At 71.9% G+C, this 16,206-nt stretch carries 17 protein-coding genes; 8 read left to right on the top strand and 9 right to left on the bottom strand.

Features of this window, described 5'->3' with window-relative positions; genetic code table 11:
• Positions 1–177: 177 nt before the first annotated feature.
• The gene (gene eda, locus O5O46_RS06200; protein ID WP_333482335.1) at positions 178–837 is read left to right on the top strand and encodes a bifunctional 4-hydroxy-2-oxoglutarate aldolase/2-dehydro-3-deoxy-phosphogluconate aldolase; all 660 of its coding nucleotides are present in this window, start codon (positions 178–180) and stop codon (positions 835–837) included.
• On the opposite strand, the gene O5O46_RS06195 is transcribed toward eda, so the two are convergent.
• From O5O46_RS06195 to O5O46_RS06185, 3 genes are read right to left on the bottom strand one after another with little or no spacing between them, the layout of a single operon-like run.
• Positions 834–1,982: a bifunctional RNase H/acid phosphatase gene (locus O5O46_RS06195; protein WP_269854586.1), complete on the bottom strand. Its 1,149-nt coding sequence runs from the start codon at positions 1,980–1,982 to the stop codon at positions 834–836. The genes eda and O5O46_RS06195 overlap by 4 nt on opposite strands.
• A gap of 8 nt (positions 1,983–1,990) precedes the next feature.
• Positions 1,991–2,734, bottom strand: a complete 744-nt coding sequence (locus tag O5O46_RS06190; protein ID WP_269854213.1) for a zinc ribbon domain-containing protein — start codon at positions 2,732–2,734, stop codon at positions 1,991–1,993.
• Positions 2,731–3,597, bottom strand: a complete 867-nt coding sequence (locus tag O5O46_RS06185) for a Nif3-like dinuclear metal center hexameric protein (protein ID WP_269854212.1) — start codon at positions 3,595–3,597, stop codon at positions 2,731–2,733. The genes O5O46_RS06190 and O5O46_RS06185 overlap by 4 nt, the downstream gene beginning before the upstream one ends.
• A gap of 271 nt (positions 3,598–3,868) precedes the next feature.
• Between O5O46_RS06185 and O5O46_RS06180 the strand changes: the two genes are divergently transcribed.
• Positions 3,869–4,978, top strand: a complete 1,110-nt coding sequence (locus tag O5O46_RS06180; protein ID WP_269854211.1) for a hypothetical protein — start codon at positions 3,869–3,871, stop codon at positions 4,976–4,978.
• A gap of 175 nt (positions 4,979–5,153) precedes the next feature.
• On the top strand, positions 5,154–5,309 hold the full coding sequence (locus O5O46_RS06175) for a hypothetical protein (protein ID WP_269854210.1): 156 nt from the start codon (positions 5,154–5,156) through the stop codon (positions 5,307–5,309).
• Between the two features lie 55 nt (positions 5,310–5,364).
• Here the strand turns inward: O5O46_RS06175 and O5O46_RS06170 are convergent, their stop codons facing one another.
• The 3 genes from O5O46_RS06170 to O5O46_RS06160 are packed head-to-tail and all read right to left on the bottom strand — an operon-like array spanning position 5,365 to position 8,297.
• Positions 5,365–6,309 carry a 3-oxoacyl-ACP reductase gene (locus O5O46_RS06170; RefSeq protein ID WP_269854209.1) on the bottom strand — a complete coding sequence of 315 codons (945 nt, stop codon included), beginning with the start codon at positions 6,307–6,309 and terminating at the stop codon, positions 5,365–5,367.
• Positions 6,310–6,351: 42 nt separating this feature from the next.
• Entirely contained in the window at positions 6,352–7,428 is a 1,077-nt protein-coding gene (locus O5O46_RS06165; RefSeq protein WP_269854208.1) for a Zn-dependent alcohol dehydrogenase, read from the bottom strand.
• Between the two features lie 14 nt (positions 7,429–7,442).
• The gene (locus O5O46_RS06160; protein WP_269854207.1) at positions 7,443–8,297 is read right to left on the bottom strand and encodes a MaoC/PaaZ C-terminal domain-containing protein; all 855 of its coding nucleotides are present in this window, start codon (positions 8,295–8,297) and stop codon (positions 7,443–7,445) included.
• A 463-nt stretch (positions 8,298–8,760) separates the two neighbouring features.
• On the opposite strand from O5O46_RS06160, the gene O5O46_RS06155 reads away from it, so the two are divergent.
• The 5 genes from O5O46_RS06155 to O5O46_RS06135 all read left to right on the top strand — a co-directional run bounded on the left by O5O46_RS06155 (position 8,761) and on the right by O5O46_RS06135 (position 13,430).
• Positions 8,761–9,915 carry a sensor histidine kinase gene (locus O5O46_RS06155; protein ID WP_269854206.1) on the top strand — a complete coding sequence of 385 codons (1,155 nt, stop codon included), beginning with the start codon at positions 8,761–8,763 and terminating at the stop codon, positions 9,913–9,915.
• Positions 9,916–9,939: 24 nt separating this feature from the next.
• Positions 9,940–10,569, top strand: a complete 630-nt coding sequence (locus O5O46_RS06150; RefSeq protein WP_269854205.1) for a response regulator transcription factor — start codon at positions 9,940–9,942, stop codon at positions 10,567–10,569.
• 87 nt (positions 10,570–10,656) lie between these two features.
• Positions 10,657–11,322 (top strand): class I SAM-dependent methyltransferase, encoded by a 666-nt coding sequence (locus O5O46_RS06145; protein ID WP_269854204.1) that lies wholly within the window; start codon positions 10,657–10,659, stop codon positions 11,320–11,322.
• Between the two features lie 137 nt (positions 11,323–11,459).
• The gene (locus tag O5O46_RS06140) at positions 11,460–12,293 is read left to right on the top strand and encodes a DUF5336 domain-containing protein (protein WP_269854203.1); all 834 of its coding nucleotides are present in this window, start codon (positions 11,460–11,462) and stop codon (positions 12,291–12,293) included.
• A 126-nt stretch (positions 12,294–12,419) separates the two neighbouring features.
• The gene (locus tag O5O46_RS06135; protein ID WP_269854202.1) at positions 12,420–13,430 is read left to right on the top strand and encodes an LLM class F420-dependent oxidoreductase; all 1,011 of its coding nucleotides are present in this window, start codon (positions 12,420–12,422) and stop codon (positions 13,428–13,430) included.
• 31 nt (positions 13,431–13,461) lie between these two features.
• Here O5O46_RS06135 and O5O46_RS06130 read toward each other — a convergent pair whose 3' ends face one another.
• From O5O46_RS06130 to O5O46_RS06120, 3 genes are read right to left on the bottom strand one after another with little or no spacing between them, the layout of a single operon-like run.
• Positions 13,462–14,247 (bottom strand): maleylpyruvate isomerase family mycothiol-dependent enzyme, encoded by a 786-nt coding sequence (locus O5O46_RS06130; protein WP_269854201.1) that lies wholly within the window; start codon positions 14,245–14,247, stop codon positions 13,462–13,464.
• A 60-nt stretch (positions 14,248–14,307) separates the two neighbouring features.
• Positions 14,308–15,375, bottom strand: coding sequence for a prenyltransferase (locus O5O46_RS06125; RefSeq protein ID WP_269854200.1), 1,068 nt, complete (start codon positions 15,373–15,375; stop codon positions 14,308–14,310).
• Entirely contained in the window at positions 15,372–16,196 is an 825-nt protein-coding gene (locus O5O46_RS06120) for a class I SAM-dependent methyltransferase (protein ID WP_269854199.1), read from the bottom strand. Before O5O46_RS06120 ends, O5O46_RS06125 begins: the two co-directional genes overlap by 4 nt.
• Between the last annotated feature and the right edge of the window lie 10 nt (positions 16,197–16,206).

Genomic DNA, 16,206 nt, shown 5'->3' with positions numbered 1-16,206 from the left:
GTCGCGGCATGGGAGACGCGCTGTATTCACAGTCGCACTATTCATATTATGGCTATCGCGACAGACGTCAAGCGCTATATCGCGTTTCAGTGGAGCGAAGTGCCGGGAGCCCGTCCCCGCGCGAACCTGTTGCATTCTCCGCAACGATCGTTGCGCTCTGCGTAGTCAGCCCGCACGATGACGGCCATGGAATCCGTGCTTGACCTGGCCCCCGTCATCCCGGTCGTGGTCCTGGAGGACGGTGACGACGCGGTACCGCTGGCCCGCGCGCTGGTGGCGGGCGGGCTGTCGGCGATCGAGATCACGCTGCGCACGCCCGCCGCGCTGGGGGCCATCCGGCGCATCGCCGCCGAGGTGCCGCGGGCCACGGTCGGCGCGGGGACGCTGCTCACCCCGGGGCACGTCGGGGCCGCGGTGGCGGCCGGGGCACGCTTCCTGGTCAGCCCGGGCTGGACCGACCGGCTGCTGACCGCGATGCGCGACTCCGGGGTGCCGTACCTGCCGGGGGTGTCCACCACGTCGGAGGTGGTGGCGCTGCTGGAGCGCGGGGTGACGGAGATGAAGTTCTTCCCCGCGGAGGCGGCCGGGGGCACGGCCTATCTGAGGTCACTGGCATCGCCGTTCCCCGGGGCACGCTTCTGCCCGACGGGAGGCATCGACGCCGAGCGCGCCCCCCGCTATCTGGCACTGCCCAATGTGGGCTGTGTGGGCGGGAGTTGGATGCTGCCGCAGGATGCCCTTCGCGCGAAGGACTGGGGCCGCGTCGAACGGCTGGCCCGGCAGGCCGCGGGCTTCGGCCCCCGACTCCCCGGTGGCGTCGGGGGCTTGCTCGCCTAACCGCGCAGATGCCCCGTGTCGTTGAGCAGGCGCAGTGAGGCGTTGCCGTCCGAGTAGTACGCCACCGCTGACAGCGAGGCCGCCGAGATCTCCATCCGGAACAGCGACTCGGGCGGGGCGCCCAGCGCCAGCCGCACCAGGGACTTGACCGGCGTGACATGCGTGACCAGCAGCACCGTACGGCCCGCGTAGCGGGCGATCAGCCGGTCGCGGGTGACCGCCACCCTGCGGGCCACCGTCGCGAAACTCTCGCCGCCACCGGTCGGTTGGGCCTTCGCGGACGCCAACCAGGCGTTGAGGTCGTCCGGGTAGCGCTCCTGGACCTCGGCGAAGGTCAGTCCCTCCCACGCCCCGAAGTCCGCTTCGCGCAGGCCCTCTTCGACCCGTACGTCGAGTCCGAGCCGGGCCGCCACCGTCTCGGCGGTCTGCCTGCAGCGGGTCAGCGGTGAGCTGACGACGGCCTGGACGCTGCCTCGTGCCGCCAGCACCTCGGCGCAGCGCCGCGCCTGCCAGTGGCCCTTCTCCGACAGCTCGGGGTCCGCGCCGCCACTGCCGGAGAACCGCTTCTCGGGCGTGAGCGGCGTCTCCCCGTGCCGTAGCAGGACGAACGTGGTGGGCGAGCCGAGGTCCGCGGCCCAGCCGACCGGCGGCGGGACCGCGGCGGCGGCCTCGGCGGTCCGCTCGCCGTCCAACGGGGGCGTGCCCACGGCCGAGGGCTTGGGCTCCCACTGCCTGCCCGCCTTGCCCGCGTCCATCGCCTCGTTGGCGAGCCGGTCCGCCTGCTTGTTGCGGGAACGGGGGATCCACTCGTACGTCACCCGGCCGGGCGGGAAGATCGTCTGCGCCTCCGCGGCGAGCGGCCGCATGTCGGGGTGCTTGACCTTCCAGCGGCCCGTCATCTGCTCGACGACGAGCTTGGAGTCCATCCGCACATGAACCGTCGCCTCCGGGTCCAACTCCCGTGCGGCGCGCAGCCCGGCGATCAGGCCCTTGTACTCGGCGACGTTGTTGGTGGCGGTGCCCAGGTACTCGGCACGCTCGGCGAGCGTCTCGCCGGTGGCCGCGTCGATGACGACCGCGCCGTAGCCCGCGGGCCCCGGGTTGCCCCGGGACCCGCCGTCCGCCTCTACGACGAACTTCGCCATCTCGACCGTCACAGACCGGAGTCGGGGGTACGGACCAGGATCCGGCGGCAGTTCTCGCACCGTACGACCTCGTCGGCGGGGGCGGCGCGCACCTCGTTCAACTCGGTGATGTTCAGCTCTAGTCGGCAGCCCTCGCAGCGCTTCTGGTAGAGCTTGGCCGCGCCCACGCCGCCGAACTGGCCGCGCAGCTTGTCGTAGAGCTTGAGCAGCTCGTCGGGGACCGAACCGGCGATCACCTCGCGCTCCTTGGCGGCGGTGAAGCCCTCGGCGTCGAGCTCCTCCAGGGTGCTGTTGCGGCGCGCCTCCGCCTCGGTGACCTTGGACTGCACGGCGGCCAGCCGCTGCTCCAGCTCGGCGGCGCGGGCCTGGGCGGCCTCGCGGCGCTCCATGACCTCGAGCACCACGTCCTCCAGGTCCCCCTGGCGCTTGGCGAGCGAGGCGATCTCGCGCTGGAGGTTCTCCAGATCCTTGGGCGAGGCGACCGCACCGGAGTCCAGGCGCTGCTGGTCGCGGGCGGCGCGCTGGCGCACCTGGTCCACGTCCTGCTCGGCCTTGGTCTGCTCGCGAGCGGTGTCGCTCTCCTCGGTCCTGGCGGCCACCAGCAGGTCGCGCACCTGCGCGGCGTCGGCGCTCAGCCGCTCGATCTCGGCGTGCTCCGGGAGGTTCTTGCGCTTGTGGTCCAGCTGCCCGAGACGCGAGTCGAGGGCCTGGACTTCGAGAAGTCGGATCTGGTCGGCGGGCGCGGCTTTCAAGCGGAAGCTCCTGGGCTAGTGATGGGGGACGGTTGGTCTGTGCTCGGCGCGTGGAGCGTCCACGGGTCGGTGACCTGGCGCGACACATGCGTACGCAGCGCCCAGCCGTGCCGGTCGGAGATCTCGTCCAGCTCCGCGGCGGCCTGCTCGCACCAGGGCCACTCGGTGGCCCAGTGCGCGGCGTCCAACAGCGCGGGCCCGCCGTGCTGTTGGGCCTCGGAGGCGGGGTGGTGGCGCAGGTCGGCGGTGAGGTAGGCGTCGACTCCGGCGCGCCGCACCTCTTCGAAGAGGCTGTCACCGGAGCCGCCGCACACCGCGACGGTACGGATCTGCCGTTCCGGGTCACCGGCCACCCGCAGCCCGGTGGCGGTGGCAGGGAGCGCACGGGCGGCCCGGGCGGCGAACTCGGCCAGCGGCAGCGGCGCCGGCAGCTCGCCGATCCGGCCGAGGCCGCGGCGGCCCGCGGGGTCCTCCGGGTCGGGCACCAGCGGCCCGCTGATGCGCAGCCCGACGGCCGCGGCGAGCGCGTCCGAGACGCCGGGGTCGGCCCGGTCGGCGTTGGTGTGCGCGACGTGCAGGGCGATATCGTTCTTGATCAGACCGTGCACCACCCGGCCCTTGAACCCGCTGGCGGCGACCGTCGTGGTGCCGCGCAGATAGAGCGGATGGTGGGTGACCAGCAGGTCGGCTCCCATGCGTACCGCCTCGTCGGCGACCTCCTGGACCGGGTCGACGGCGAACAGCACCCGGCGCACCTCGGCGTCCGGATCCCCGCAGACCAGGCCCACGGCGTCCCACTGCTCAGCCCGTTGCGGGGGCCAGAGGGTTTCGAGGGCGTCGATCACATCGGACAGTTTGGGCACGGGTGGAAGGTTACCTCCCGCCCGTGCTCCCCGGATCCCCCGAGGGGTCCGTTCATCTGCTGCTTCGCCGGGCCGAGCGGCGAGCCCGCCGGACCGCGCGGCGGGCAGGTAAGGGGAACCTTACCTGGACTCGGTCACGGGGCACAGCACACGACGGTTTCCGATCCACGGCGAACCGGGAGACAGCCACCCTTATGTGTGAAGCATTTCAACTCGCGTTGTTCGGCTGGAAGTACGAAAACTAGCTTCTGAGCCGGAGGTGACGCGGAACATGACGGCCTGCGCCACAGAGACCTCAGCGGCGTCCGCTACCACACGGCGCTCGGGATTCAACATCGCGGCGGACGGCTCTTACGCCGCCTGCCTCGCCCAGGGCGGGGACCCGGACGGCACCGGCTGGTTTCCGGAACGCTGGACGCTGAGCGGCCCCGAGCCGTACACGGTGCCACTGCCCGGGCAGCGGCCGGAGGCGGCGGACTCCCAGGTGCTGCCGCTGCCCGACGGCCGGGTGCTGATCCGCCGCCGCGGCGCCGACCGGCACGATCTGGCACTGATCTACCCCACCGGCCCGGGCACCGGTGAGCTGCCGGTGGGCTTCCTGCACGGCGAGTCGGTACGGCTGCTGCCCGCGCTGCCCTGCGGCACCGTCTACGCGCTGGTGCACGCGGACGGCAGGTCCACCGTGTGGCTGGTGCACGGCGGGCCGGGTCTGGAGCAGCGCGCGGAGATCGACGGCCGGTGCACCGGCGGGGTCTGGCTGGACCGCACCGGCCGGATGCTCGCCCTGGACCGCACCCACCAGGGGCGCACCAAGACCATCGCGGTCGACCTGGACACCGGGACGGTCAGTCCGCTGCTGCAGATCACCGAGGAGAGCGACGACCGGCTGCTGCTCGCCGATCCGGACAGCAAACTACTGCTGGTCCGCAGCAACGCGCCGGGCACCGACCGGTTGGGCTGGGGCGTGCTGGACAGCAGACGGCCGGTGCGGTTCCCCGACTGCCTGCGGGAGCCGGACCGCACCGCGGCCATCGAGCCGCTCGCCATCCAGCCGGGGCAGTTGCTGATGCCCGAGGCGTGTGCGGTGGTGCTGCGGATCCTCAACCGCGCCGTGCTGTGGCGGCCGTCGGCTCGGACTCTGTGGCCGCTGCCCACACCGCCGGGCTGGCTGGTCGGGTGCGCGTGGTGGTCGGCGAACGGCACGCTGCGGCTGCCGTTCGCGCGCCCGGATCAGCCCTACGGGGTGCGGGACATCATCTCCGAGGCACTGGTGAGCCCGTTGCCGCGGCCGCCGCGGCCGGAGCCGAGCGAGCCACCACCCACGGCTCCGGTCAGCCGGGTACTTCCGCTGCAGCAGGCGCCGCTCGCCGCGGTACGGTAGGGGGCTTGGCCGATGGATCTTGTCCGCCGTTAGACTTGATCAGGGGCCGTACGGCCGTGTCGACCCGGCCACCGGTGGGTAGCGCGAGGTTAACGGGCGGCCGTGATAAGCGTGTTGTGTACGCTTCCGCCCCAATTCGCCATCTCCTTAAGCGATCCCGACGGAGAAAGTTCTGATGCCCGAAGCCCGTACCGAAAGCACCGACGACCGCGCCCAACAGGCGGCCGCCCTGGGGGCCGAGGGGGGACGGCACCGCGGCTCCGCCGCCCCCGTGGAAGAGGACTCCGTCCCGGCTCATGGCAAGCACCGACGCCCGGACCACGACGCGTGACGCTTGGGGCGGGCCCTCAGCCCCTTGAGGGTCGGGGGGCTCGCCCCAAAAGCGCCTAGCCCCGCACCGAGTGCTTGAGGCCCAAGATCTCGGGGGCCGCGAACGTCTCCTCCGGATCCCTCCCGGCAAAGTACGGCGTGAGCAGATCCTCCAGTTCCTCGTAGGAGAAGACCTCCTTGCCCGTGTCGAACCGCGCGGCGACGCGCGGTCGGTCCAGTACGGCGACCATGCCGCCGTGCACCACCAGCACCTGCCCGTTGACCCGCTGCGCGGCGGGCCCGGCCAGATAGCCGACCAGCGGAGCGACATGCTCGGGCGCCAGCGGATCCACCCCTTCCGCTGGAGCCGCGAACCCCTCGAACACGTCCCGCGTCATCCGCGTGCGGGCCCGCGGGCAGATCGCGTTGACCGTCACCCCGTACTTGCGCAGCGCCAGCGCGCTCGACGTCGTCAGCCCGATGATCCCGCCCTTCGCGGCGGCGTAGTTGGGCTGCCCCGCCGACCCGGCGACGAACGCCTCGGACGAGGTGTTGACGATTCGCCCGTACACCGCGCCACCGGAGGCCTTGGCGCGTTCCCGCCAGTGCGCCGCCACGAAGCGGACCATGTTGAAGTGGCCCTTGAGATGGACCCGGATCACCGAGTCCCACTCGTCCTCGGACATCGAGAAGACCATCCGGTCGCGCAGGATGCCCGCGTTGTTGACCAGGATGTCCAGCGATCCGTAGGTGTCCAGGGCTATTTGGACCAGCTCCCGGGCCTGCTCGAAGTCCGCCACGTCGCCGTGGTGGGCCACCGCCTCGCCGCCCGCCGCGACGATCTCGGCCACGACCTGGTCGGCGGGGGCGGCCGACGCCTCCCCCGTGCCGTCCCGGCCGGGCTGTCCGAAGTCGTTGACCACGACCCTCGCGCCCAGTCTGGCCAGTTCCAGTGCCTCGGCGCGGCCGAGACCGCGTCCCGCGCCGGTGACGATCGCGGTCCTGCCGTTCAACACGGCCATACCTCCACCTCCGATGTGCGCGGGACGAACAGGGCGGGCGGCTCACACAGTGATGGATGTCCTGAGCGCCTCACCGCTGCGCATCTGCCGCACCGCCTCATTGACCTCTTCCAACCGCACCCGGTGGGTGATCAACCCGGCCAGATCGATCCGCCCGGCGCGCCACAGCCTGATCACCCGCTGGTAGGAGCGCAGCACATCGCCGCCTCCGTAGAGCGACGGCAGGATGCGCTTCTCGTCGAAGAACAGCTCAAACATGTTGATCTTGAGGAAGTCGTCCATCGCGCCCGCCCCCACGACGCAGAGCGTGCCGCCGCGCCGGGTGGTCTCGTACGCGGTACGGGCGGTGTCGGAGCGGCCGACGACCTCGAAGACGTAGTCGAAGCCCTCACCACTGGTGAGCCGGTTCCTGGCGTCGGCCAACTCCTCCGGGCCGACCGCCTCGGTGGCCCCGAACCGCACCGCGCCCTCGCGGCGCGCCGCGACCGGGTCGACGGCGACGATCTCGGCGGCACCGGCGGCCCGCGCACCCTGGATGACGGAGATGCCGACGCCACCGCAGCCGAGCACGGCGACCGACGAACCGGCCCGCACCTTCGCGGTGTTGAGCGCGGCGCCGATTCCGGTGGTGACCCCGCAGCCGATGAGCGCGGCGATCTCGTAGGGCACATCGTCCGGGATCGGTACCGCGCACGCGGCGTCCACCACAAGTTCCTCGGCGAACGTGCCGGTTCCGGCGAAGCCGAACACATCCCCGGAGGCGCAGCGGTAGTTGGGAGTGGCCGCGTTGAGGAACCCGGTGAGGCACAGATGGGTCTGGCCGCGCTGGCACGACGGGCACTGGCCGCAGGCGGGCAGCCAGCAGACAAGCACCCGGTCTCCCGCCTTGAGTCGGTCGACGCCCTCGCCGACCTCCACGATCTCGCCCGCGCCCTCGTGCCCCGGGATGAACGGGGCGGGCTGCGGCAGCACGCCGTTCATCGCCGACAGGTCGGAGTGACACAGTCCGGTGGCCTTGATCCGCAGACGTACCTTGCCGGGGCCGAATCCCACCGCCTCGGCGTCGTCCACGACTTCGAGCTTGTCCTGTCCGATCTCCCGTTGTACGGCCGCACGCATGACGCGTCCCTTCGCTACGAGTGCTGGATGACGGTGTCGGTGAGCACCGGGGCGTCCTCCCGTTCCACGGCGGTGGCCGACACCTGGACGCGCCCCTCCTCAGCCCACATCCGGATGCGCAGCGTCTCGCCGGGGAAGAAGATCCCGGCGAACCGGGTGGCGTAGGAGGTCACCCGGGCGACCTCTCCGCCGAGCACGGTGTCCACCACGGCCTTGAGCACGATGCCGTAGGAGCACAGCCCGTGCAGGATCGGCCGGTCGAATCCCGCCAGCTTGGCGAACTCCGGGTCGGCGTGCAGCGGGTTCCAGTCGCCGGAGAGCCGGTAGAGCAGCGCCTGGTCCGGCCTGGTGGTGCGCTCCACGATCCGGTCGGGTTCACGTCGCGGCGGGTCGAGGCGGACGGATGGGCCGCGCTCGCCGCCGAAGCCGCCCTCGCCTCGGACGTAGATCTGGGTGTCGCAGGTCCACAACGGTCCGTCCGCGTCCGCCGCGTCGGAGCGCAGCACGATGACGGCGGCCTTCCCCTTGTCGTACACCGCGGCGACCCTGGACTGCTGAACCGCCCTGCCGCTGACCGGGATCGGCCGGTGCAGTTCGACGCTCTGCCCGCCGTGCAGCACGGCGGCCAGGTCGACGTCGATGCCGGGTGCGGCCATGCCGCCGGCGACGGCCATACCGCCGCCCGCGACGGTGGCGAAGCTGGGCAGTACGTGCAGTCTGCTCTCCAGCGTGTACCGCAGTTCGTCGGCGTCCGTGGCGGGGACGCCCGCGCCGATGCCCAGGTGGTAGAGCTGGACGTCCTTGTGTCCCCAGGTGAGTTCGGTGCTGCGGGCCTCGGCGGCGGTGGCCCGGGCGACGTCGATCGGCATCTGCGCGGCTCCTCACGGCGGTCCGGGGCGGCGGCCCCGGAGAAACGGACGGTCGGTCGGGACCCCGGCGCGACCGTCCGCACCGTCGGCCGCGCCGGGGTCGTTCAGGGCCATCGCCTGGCAACACGTAGAACGCGTTCTAGTCGATGGGGTCTGTATAACGCATCACGGTTTCACAGGGAATACTTGACGCACAGTCAGCCGATGGGCGGATCTTCGGCGCCCCGGAGGATGAGGCGCCAATCAGCCTTCCGGCGCCGATCGGCAACCGATCCCCCGATGACGCGCGGCCCGGCGCACCTCCATCATGGAATTCGACCAGCACGACCAGAACGGACGAAGGACGATGACGGGGACACGGGGGAATGAGTGGACATGGGCCGGCGAAGGGTTTCGGGCCGCCCGGGAGCGATGGCGTTGCCGCAGGGAGCACCGCCAACAGGGACTGCTCGACGCGCATGAGATGCGGCACCTGCGGGGCGCCGAACTGGACAGGTACATAGAGAAGCTCAAGGCGCCCACCGCCGCCGCTATGGTCCCCTGGCTGACGATGCTGATCGCACCGGGCGCCGATGTGGCGCACGGCCGGGTCGGACCGGCTTGGCTGGCCTACCCCGCGCTCGCCCTGTTCGCCGTGGTCTATGTGATGGCGGTCAGGGCGGCGTTCGACGAGAGCCTCAAGGACGGGCGGCGATCGCGCTGTCTGCTGCTGGTGCTCGCCGCGCTCACCTATGCGACCGCCATCCCGTTCGGGCACAGCTGGCTTCTGCTGTTCATCATGCTCTCGCTGGCCTGCGGGGCGGCGCTGGGCGGCAGACAACTGGGCATGGCGCTGGTCGCTCTGTCCGCCTCCGACGGGGTGATATCCGGGTTCCACAGTGGCGACTTCTGGGACTCCGCCGGCACCGCGTACGGAACCCTCCTGTCCGGACTGGTGACCGCCGCGGTCCTCTCACTCCACCAGGTCATCGCCCAACTGCGCACCACCAGGCAGGAGTTGGCCCGGACCGCGGTCAGCCAGGAGCGGCTGCGCTTCTCCCGGGACCTGCACGATCTGCTCGGTCACACCATGTCGGTGGTGGCGGTGAAGGCGGAGGCGGTGCGCCGTCTGGCGCCGCGCGACCTGGACGCCGCGCTCAGCCACGCGTCCGACATCGAGTCGGTGAGCCGCCAGGCGCTCACCGAGATACGGGAGGCGGTATCCGGCTACCGCGACGGCAGCCTGGCGACCGAACTCGACCGCGCCCGCTCCGCGTTGGACGCCTCCGGCATACAGGCCACCGTCCATGAGTCGGGCCCACCGCTGCCTCCGCAGACCGAGGCGCTGATGGGCTGGGTGGTGCGGGAAGGCGTGACGAACGTCGTACGGCACAGCCGGGCGTCGTCCTGCCGGATAGAGCTGGACACCGGCGGCGACCGCGCGGTCCTGCGCATCAGCGACGACGGCGACGGCAGCGGCGAGGCCGCCGGCGCCTCGACCGGGGGCAACGGCCTGAAGGGCCTGACCGAGCGCCTCACCATGGCGGGTGGCTCCCTGAGCGCGGGCCCGGCGCCCCGCCGCGGCTTCCAGCTGACAGCCGAACTGCCCGTGGAGGAGGACCACTTCGCGAGGCCATGAGCACCGCCGCCATACGATCTGCCCATGACCGAGCAGCATCCCGCGAAGTCCATCAAGGTCCTCCTGGCCGAGGACCAGCGCATGATGCGTGGCGCGCTGGCGCTGCTGCTGGGGCTTGAGGACGACATCGAGGTCGTCGCGCAGGTCTCGGACGGGGACGCCATCGTGCCCACCGCCAGGGAGGTGCGCCCCGACGTGGCACTGCTCGACATCGAGTTGCCGGGCCGCAGCGGTCTGGACGCGGCGGCGGACCTGCGGCTGGCGCTGCCGCGGTGCCAGGTGCTGATCCTCACCACGTTCGGCCGCCCCGGGTATCTGCGGCGCGCGATGGAGGCCGGGGCGAGCGGCTTCCTGGTCAAGGACGGCCCTGTCGAGGAACTGGCGGCCGCGATCCGGCGGGTGCTCGCCGGAGAACGGGTGGTCGACCCCACCCTGGCCGCCGTCGCGCTCAGCGCGGGCCCCAACCCGCTCACCACCCGTGAGCGCGACGCCCTGAACGCGGCAGCGGACGGCGCGACGGTCACCGACATCGCGGCCAGGCTCCATCTGTCGACGTCCACCGTCCGCAACTACCTGTCGTCGGCGATCGGGAAGACCTCGACGCGCAACCGCATGGAAGCGGTACGCGCCGCGCGCACCAACGGTTGGCTGTAACCGGAAGGGACGGGAGACGACAGCGCTGCAGGCCGGCGGCGCCACCCACCCGAAGTGCGCCGCTGGCGATGGTGCACGATGGCCCTCATGACCGCCACCCAGCCGCAGGCGCCCTCGCAGCCCGGCCCCGACACGATCGCCGCCTTCCAGGCGGCCAAGGGCTTCATGCCTCTCGACGAGGGCCTGGCCCTGTACGCGGCCGCGACCGAGGCGGCGCCGCTCGGCCTGCCGCTTCTGGAGATCGGCACATACTGCGGCCGTTCCACGATCCTGCTCGCCGCCGCGGCCCGGGACGCCGGGCTCACCGCGGTGACCGTCGACCACCACCGCGGCAGCGAGGAGCAGCAGCCCGGCTGGGAGTACCACGACCCGGAGCTGGTCGACCCGGAGGTCGGGGCGATGGACACGCTGCCGACGTTCCGCCGTACGCTGCGCGCGGCGGGCCTTGAGGAGCATGTGGTCGCAGTGGTCGGCCGGTCACCGCGCGTCGCCGCGCTGTGGCAGACCCCGCTCGGCCTGGTCTTCATCGACGGTGGCCACACCGACGAGCACGCCACCGCGGACTACGAGGGCTGGGCCCCGCACGTCGCCCAGGGCGGCCTGCTGGTCATCCACGATGTGTTCCCCGACCCGGCCGACGGCGGCCAGGCTCCGTACCGCGTCTACCAACGCGCCCTGGATTCGGGGGCGTTCACGGAGGTCTCGGTGACCGGTTCGCTGCGCGTGCTGCGCCGCACCGGCGCGGGCGGCTAGGGTCCGCCAACCGTCCCCGCTGACCAGCGGGCCGCCACACCCGTACCATGGGTGCCCCCCGCACTCCGCCTTGCCGAGCGGAGCGCGCTGCGCGTACCGGCGACAGCGACGACACCGAACTGACAAAGGACCACTACGTGAACATCCGCTCCCTCACCCGAGGCGACGGCGCGGTGATCGGTGCAGCGGCGCTGCTGCTCATCGCGTCATTCCTGGACTTCTTCTCGGTAAGCGACTGCGGCAACCTGTGTGGCCAGGTCACGATGCCGAACGCGTGGAAGTCGTCGCTGTTCCCCGTGCTTCCGTCGATCTTCCTGGCCGGGATAATCGCCGCGGCCCTGATCGTCGGCGCCCGCTTCCTGCCCGAGGGCCGCAAGCCCGCGGGGCTCACCCTGGACCAGTGGGGCACCGCACTGGCGGTGTTCGCCGCGTGGAGCGCGCTGTGGGCCCTGATGGGCGGCGGCCAGGGCGTGAGCCCGGGCATCGGCGCCATCCTCGGCTTCGTGGCCACCGCGGCGATGGCCGCCGTCGCCATCGTCACGCCGCGCGTCCCGGCGCTGAAGGCCGCCCTGGTCAGCGCCCCCAAGCCGGCCCCGGCCCAGCCCTACGGCGGCCAGCCCTTCGGTGGCCAGCCTTACGGTACGGAGCAGTCCCACGGTTACGGCTACCCCGCTGGGCAGCAGCCGTACGCCGACCAGTCGCAGCAGCCGGGTGCCCCGCTCGGCGGCGGTCAGCCCGCGGCGGCCGCTCAGGCACCGTCCGGCGGCGGCGTGGAGTTCGCACCGTTCTGGTTCGCGGTGCCGGTGCCGCGGCCGATCTACCCGGAGGACGGTTCGCCGACCCCGGTCGCCGAACTGACGCCGGGCACCTGGTACCTCGCGGTGGACCAGCGCGGTGCCGCGCTGGTCGCGCAGACCCAGGACGGACGGCGCGGGGTGCTCCAGGACACCACGGGCATCCAGCGCGGCTGAAACGCTTCCGCCGAACAGCGCAGAGCGGCCCCTGTCGAACTTCCGGTTCGGCGGGGGCCGTTGCGTCGCGCGGGCACCGACCGTACCGTTTCTGACGGGGCGTCAGAAGTGGTGAGGGGGAAGGCGATGCGGCTAGGCCTGGCACTCGGCTACTGGGGGCGCGGCCCCGACCCCCGGCATCTCGACCTCGCCGTCGAGGCCGAACGGCTGGGCTACCACTCGGTGTGGACCGCCGAGTCCTGGGGCTCGGACGCCTTCACGCCGCTGACCTGGATCGCCGCCCACACCTCCCGCATCCGACTGGGCACGGCGGTGGCGCAGATGGCCGCCCGCTCCCCCACCGCGACCGCGATGCACGCGCTCACCCTGGACCACCTCTCCGGCGGCCGGATGATGCTGGGCCTCGGACTGTCCGGGCCGCAGGTCGTCGAGGGCTGGTACGGCCGCCCGTTCCCGCGCAGTCCGCTGACCGCCACCCGCGAGTACGTCGACGTCGTCCGCCAAGCGCTGCGCCGCACCGCGCCCGTGCGGCTGCGCGGCGACTACCACGGCCTGCCGTACCAGGGCCCGGACGGTACGGGACTCGGCAGGGCGCTGAAGTCGGTCACCCATCCGCTCCGCGCCGATCTGCCGGTGCTGCTCGGCGCGGAGGGGCCGAAGAACATCGCACAGACCACGCGGATCGCGGACGGTTGGCTTCCGTTGTACTGGTCGCCGCTGCGCACCGACGTCTACCAGCCCTCGCTGGCGAAGGCGCCCGAGGGGTTCATGGTGGCGCCGATGGTACGGGCCCAGGTCTGCGACGATCCGGCGGAGGCGCTGGCCGCGGTGAAGCTGACGCTCGGCTTCTACATCGGCGGCATGGGCGCCAGGTCCCGCAACTTCCACGCCGATCTGATGGCCCGTATGGGGTTCGAGGAGCAGGCCCGGCGGATCCAGGAGCTGTTCCTCGCCGGGCGGCGCGAAGAGGCGGTGGCCGCCGTGCCGGACACGTTCGCCGACGAGATCTCGCTCGTCGGGCCACGGCAACGGATCGCCGAGCGCCTGGAGTTGTGGCGCCGCGGTCCGGTCACCGACCTCCTGGTGACGGCGCCTGATCCGACGACGCTGAGGGTGCTCGCGGAACTGAACTCCTAGACCCTCCCAGTCCCGCGAGCACCTGACGGCGTCACAGGGCGGTGAGTTGCAACCAGTGCTCCAACAGCGCCTGGTCGCCCAGTACTTCGAGACGTTCGTCGTCCAGCGGCAGCCGCCGGTAGAAGGCCAGCAGCACCTCGGTGAGCGGGCCGCGCAGTGCCACGTCGCCCTTGCCGTGCTCGCGCCGCCAGGCGACGCCGTCCGGCTGCCGCTCGATCAGCCACTCGGCGGCCAACTCGGCCGGGGTGTCGGTGGCGTGCAGATGGATCGTCTCCCCGGCGCCACGCAGTTCGGCCAGCTTCGGCCGGAACGCCAGGGCTTGCGGCCAGGTGAGGAGCTGGAGCAACTCGTCGACGGCGTCGGCCGCCAGCTCGCCGTCCGCCTGGTACGGGCGGCCGACGGTGAGGAAGGCGTCCGCGCGGTGGATCAGCGTCTCCAGCGCCATCCGCCGGGCGTAGAAGGAGGTCCGCTGGACGGGACTCCAGCTCCACACCTCGACGTCCGGGCCCGCCGCGCGCAGCGCCTTCGCCAGTGCCTCGGCGCCCTCGCCGAGCCAGCGGTCCAGCTCGGCCGGGTCCTCCGGTGCCTGCTCCCGGCGGGCGATCGCCTCCTTGATGTCGTACTCAAGTGCCCGGGTGCGCACCACCTCCTCCGCGAGCCGGTGCGCACCGCTGAGGTGCGTGGCCAGCTCGCGCAGGTCCCACTCCGGGCAGGTGGGCACCGTGGTGCTCAGGTCGGCGCCGCGCAGCGCCTCCCGCAGCCGGTCGGTCTCGTCGACGATGTGCGAACAGTAGGTGTCGTGGTCCAGTTCGGCCATGCCGCTACCCCGTTCTCGAAGGCCCTCGGAAGGCGAGTACGCGGCCAGCCTACCGACCCGTCAACAGCAGCCGTCCGAGGGCTCGGTGAAGCCGAGCGGCAGCCGTTCGCCGTCGAAGACGGCGGTGGTGGCCTCGTCCCCGCCGAGCGCGGCGACAGCCAGCAGCAGCGCCCCCGCGGTCCAGGCGGTCTTCTCCTCGGGCCAGACCGCCGAGTCCTCGAAGACGTAGCCGGTCCAGTACATGCCGTCCTCGGCCCGCAGGTGCTGGATGGACCTGAGGATCTCCACCGCCCGGTCGGACTCCCCCATCGCCCACAGCGCCAAAGCGAGTTCGGCGCTCTCGCCGCCGGTCACCCAGGGGTTGGGCAGTACGCAGCGCACCCCGAGACCGGGGACCACGAACTCGTCCCAGCGGGCCTCTATCCGCTCCTTGGCCGCCGGACCGCGCAACGCGCCGCCCAGCACCGGGTAGTACCAGTCCATCGAGTAGTGGCTCTTGTCCAAGAACCGCTCGGGATGGTGCCGGATCGCGTGCGCCAGCCGCCCGGTCGCCAACTCCCAGTCGGGCTGCGGATCTTCGCGTAGCTCGGCCACCGCCAGGGCGCAGCGCAGCGCCTGGTAGACGGACGAGCAGCCGGTGAGCAGCGCCTCGCCGGGGTGGCCGCCGTCCTCGTCGCGCCGCCACGCTATCTGGCCGCCGGGCAGTTGCAGCGCCAGCACGAACTCGACGGCCGCGAACAGGTGCGGCCACATCTGGTCGACGAACGCCTCGTCGCCGGTGGTCAGATAGTGGTGCCAGACGCCCACCGCGATGTAGGCGCAGAAGTTGGTCTCCCGGCCGCGGTCCGTCGGTACGCCGTCCACATAGGCGGCGTACCAGGAGCCGTCCGGGTTCTGGTTGTCGGCCAGCCAGCGGTACGCGGCGGCGGCGCTGGCGTGTTCCCCGGCCGCGTCCAGGGCCATGGCGGCCTCGACGTGGTCCCAGGGGTCCAGGTGCCCGCCGGTGAACCAGGGTATGGCGCCGTCCGGCCTTTGCACCGCCAGGATCCCGGCCACCGTCTGCGCCGCCTGCTCGGCCGAGAGCACGCCTGGCAGGACCAGGTGCTCGGTGCGCCCGGGACTCGTCACGCGCGCGCCTTTGCGTCCGCTTCTCCGCCCGCGCGGCGAAGGTTCCCGTCGTCCTCCGACTGCCGACCGGCAGCCGCGCGCGCGTCGCGGACAGTCGCCCCGCCGGGCTCGTGCGGCTTGGTCGCGTACGCCACGAAGCTCTTGCCGATCAGCGGGTTGAGCGCCTGCTCGGCGACCCGGGTGGCCAGCGGTTTCTTCATGATGTCCCAGACAAGCAGCTTGTGGTACGCCTTGACCGGCAGTGCCTGGTCGTTGTCCACGCCGAACGCGCACTTGAGCCACCAGTACGGGCTGTGCAGTCCGTGCGCGTGGTGGGTGCCGTACGGTTTCAGTCCCGCCTCGCGCATCTTGGCCAGCAGTTCGTCGCCGCGGTAGATGCGGATGTGACCGCCCTCCACCTCGTGGTAGGCGTCCGACAGCGCCCAGCAGATCTTCTCCGGCAGCCAGCGCGGCACGGTGACGGCTATCCGGCCGCCGGGCCGCAGCACCCGTACCATCTCGGCGAGTACGCCCTTGTCGTCCGGGATGTGCTCCATGACCTCGGAGATGATGACGACATCGAAACTGTCGTCGGGGAAAGGCAGTTGGAGCGCGTCGCCCTCCATGGCGACGGCCGAGGCGCCCGCCGGTGCCTCCCCGGCCTCCTTCATGGCCGCGAACCACTTGGCGACCTCGCGGATCTCCTCACCGTTGCGGTCGAGGGCCACGACGTTGGCGCCGCGCCGGTAGCACTCGAAGGCGTGGCGCCCCGCGCCGCATCCGAGGTCGAGGACCCGGTCGCCGGGGGCGAGCGGGAAGCGGGAGAAGTCGACGGTCAGCACGAGGACTCTG

This window comes from Streptomyces sp. RPT161 (assembly GCF_027533845.1).
Classification (GTDB): Bacteria; Actinomycetota; Actinomycetes; order Streptomycetales; family Streptomycetaceae; genus Streptantibioticus_A; species Streptantibioticus_A silvisoli_A.
This window is presented reverse-complemented; position numbering and strand designations above follow the sequence as displayed.

Excerpts from the sequence above, each read along its gene's own strand:
- eda (WP_333482335.1), top strand. The coding sequence starts at position 178 with ATGACGGCCATGGAATCCGTGCTTGACCTGGCCCCCGTCATCCCGGTC.
- O5O46_RS06195 (WP_269854586.1), bottom strand. The coding sequence starts at position 1,982 with ATGGCGAAGTTCGTCGTAGAGGCGGACGGCGGGTCCCGGGGCAACCCG.
- O5O46_RS06180 (WP_269854211.1), top strand. The coding sequence starts at position 3,869 with ATGACGGCCTGCGCCACAGAGACCTCAGCGGCGTCCGCTACCACACGG.
- O5O46_RS06175 (WP_269854210.1), top strand. The coding sequence starts at position 5,154 with ATGCCCGAAGCCCGTACCGAAAGCACCGACGACCGCGCCCAACAGGCG.
- O5O46_RS06170 (WP_269854209.1), bottom strand. The coding sequence starts at position 6,309 with ATGGCCGTGTTGAACGGCAGGACCGCGATCGTCACCGGCGCGGGACGC.
- O5O46_RS06165 (WP_269854208.1), bottom strand. The coding sequence starts at position 7,428 with ATGCGTGCGGCCGTACAACGGGAGATCGGACAGGACAAGCTCGAAGTC.
- O5O46_RS06160 (WP_269854207.1), bottom strand. The coding sequence starts at position 8,297 with ATGCCGATCGACGTCGCCCGGGCCACCGCCGCCGAGGCCCGCAGCACC.
- O5O46_RS06155 (WP_269854206.1), top strand. The coding sequence starts at position 8,761 with ATGCGGCACCTGCGGGGCGCCGAACTGGACAGGTACATAGAGAAGCTC.
- O5O46_RS06150 (WP_269854205.1), top strand. The coding sequence starts at position 9,940 with ATGACCGAGCAGCATCCCGCGAAGTCCATCAAGGTCCTCCTGGCCGAG.
- O5O46_RS06145 (WP_269854204.1), top strand. The coding sequence starts at position 10,657 with ATGACCGCCACCCAGCCGCAGGCGCCCTCGCAGCCCGGCCCCGACACG.
- O5O46_RS06135 (WP_269854202.1), top strand. The coding sequence starts at position 12,420 with ATGCGGCTAGGCCTGGCACTCGGCTACTGGGGGCGCGGCCCCGACCCC.
- O5O46_RS06130 (WP_269854201.1), bottom strand. The coding sequence starts at position 14,247 with ATGGCCGAACTGGACCACGACACCTACTGTTCGCACATCGTCGACGAG.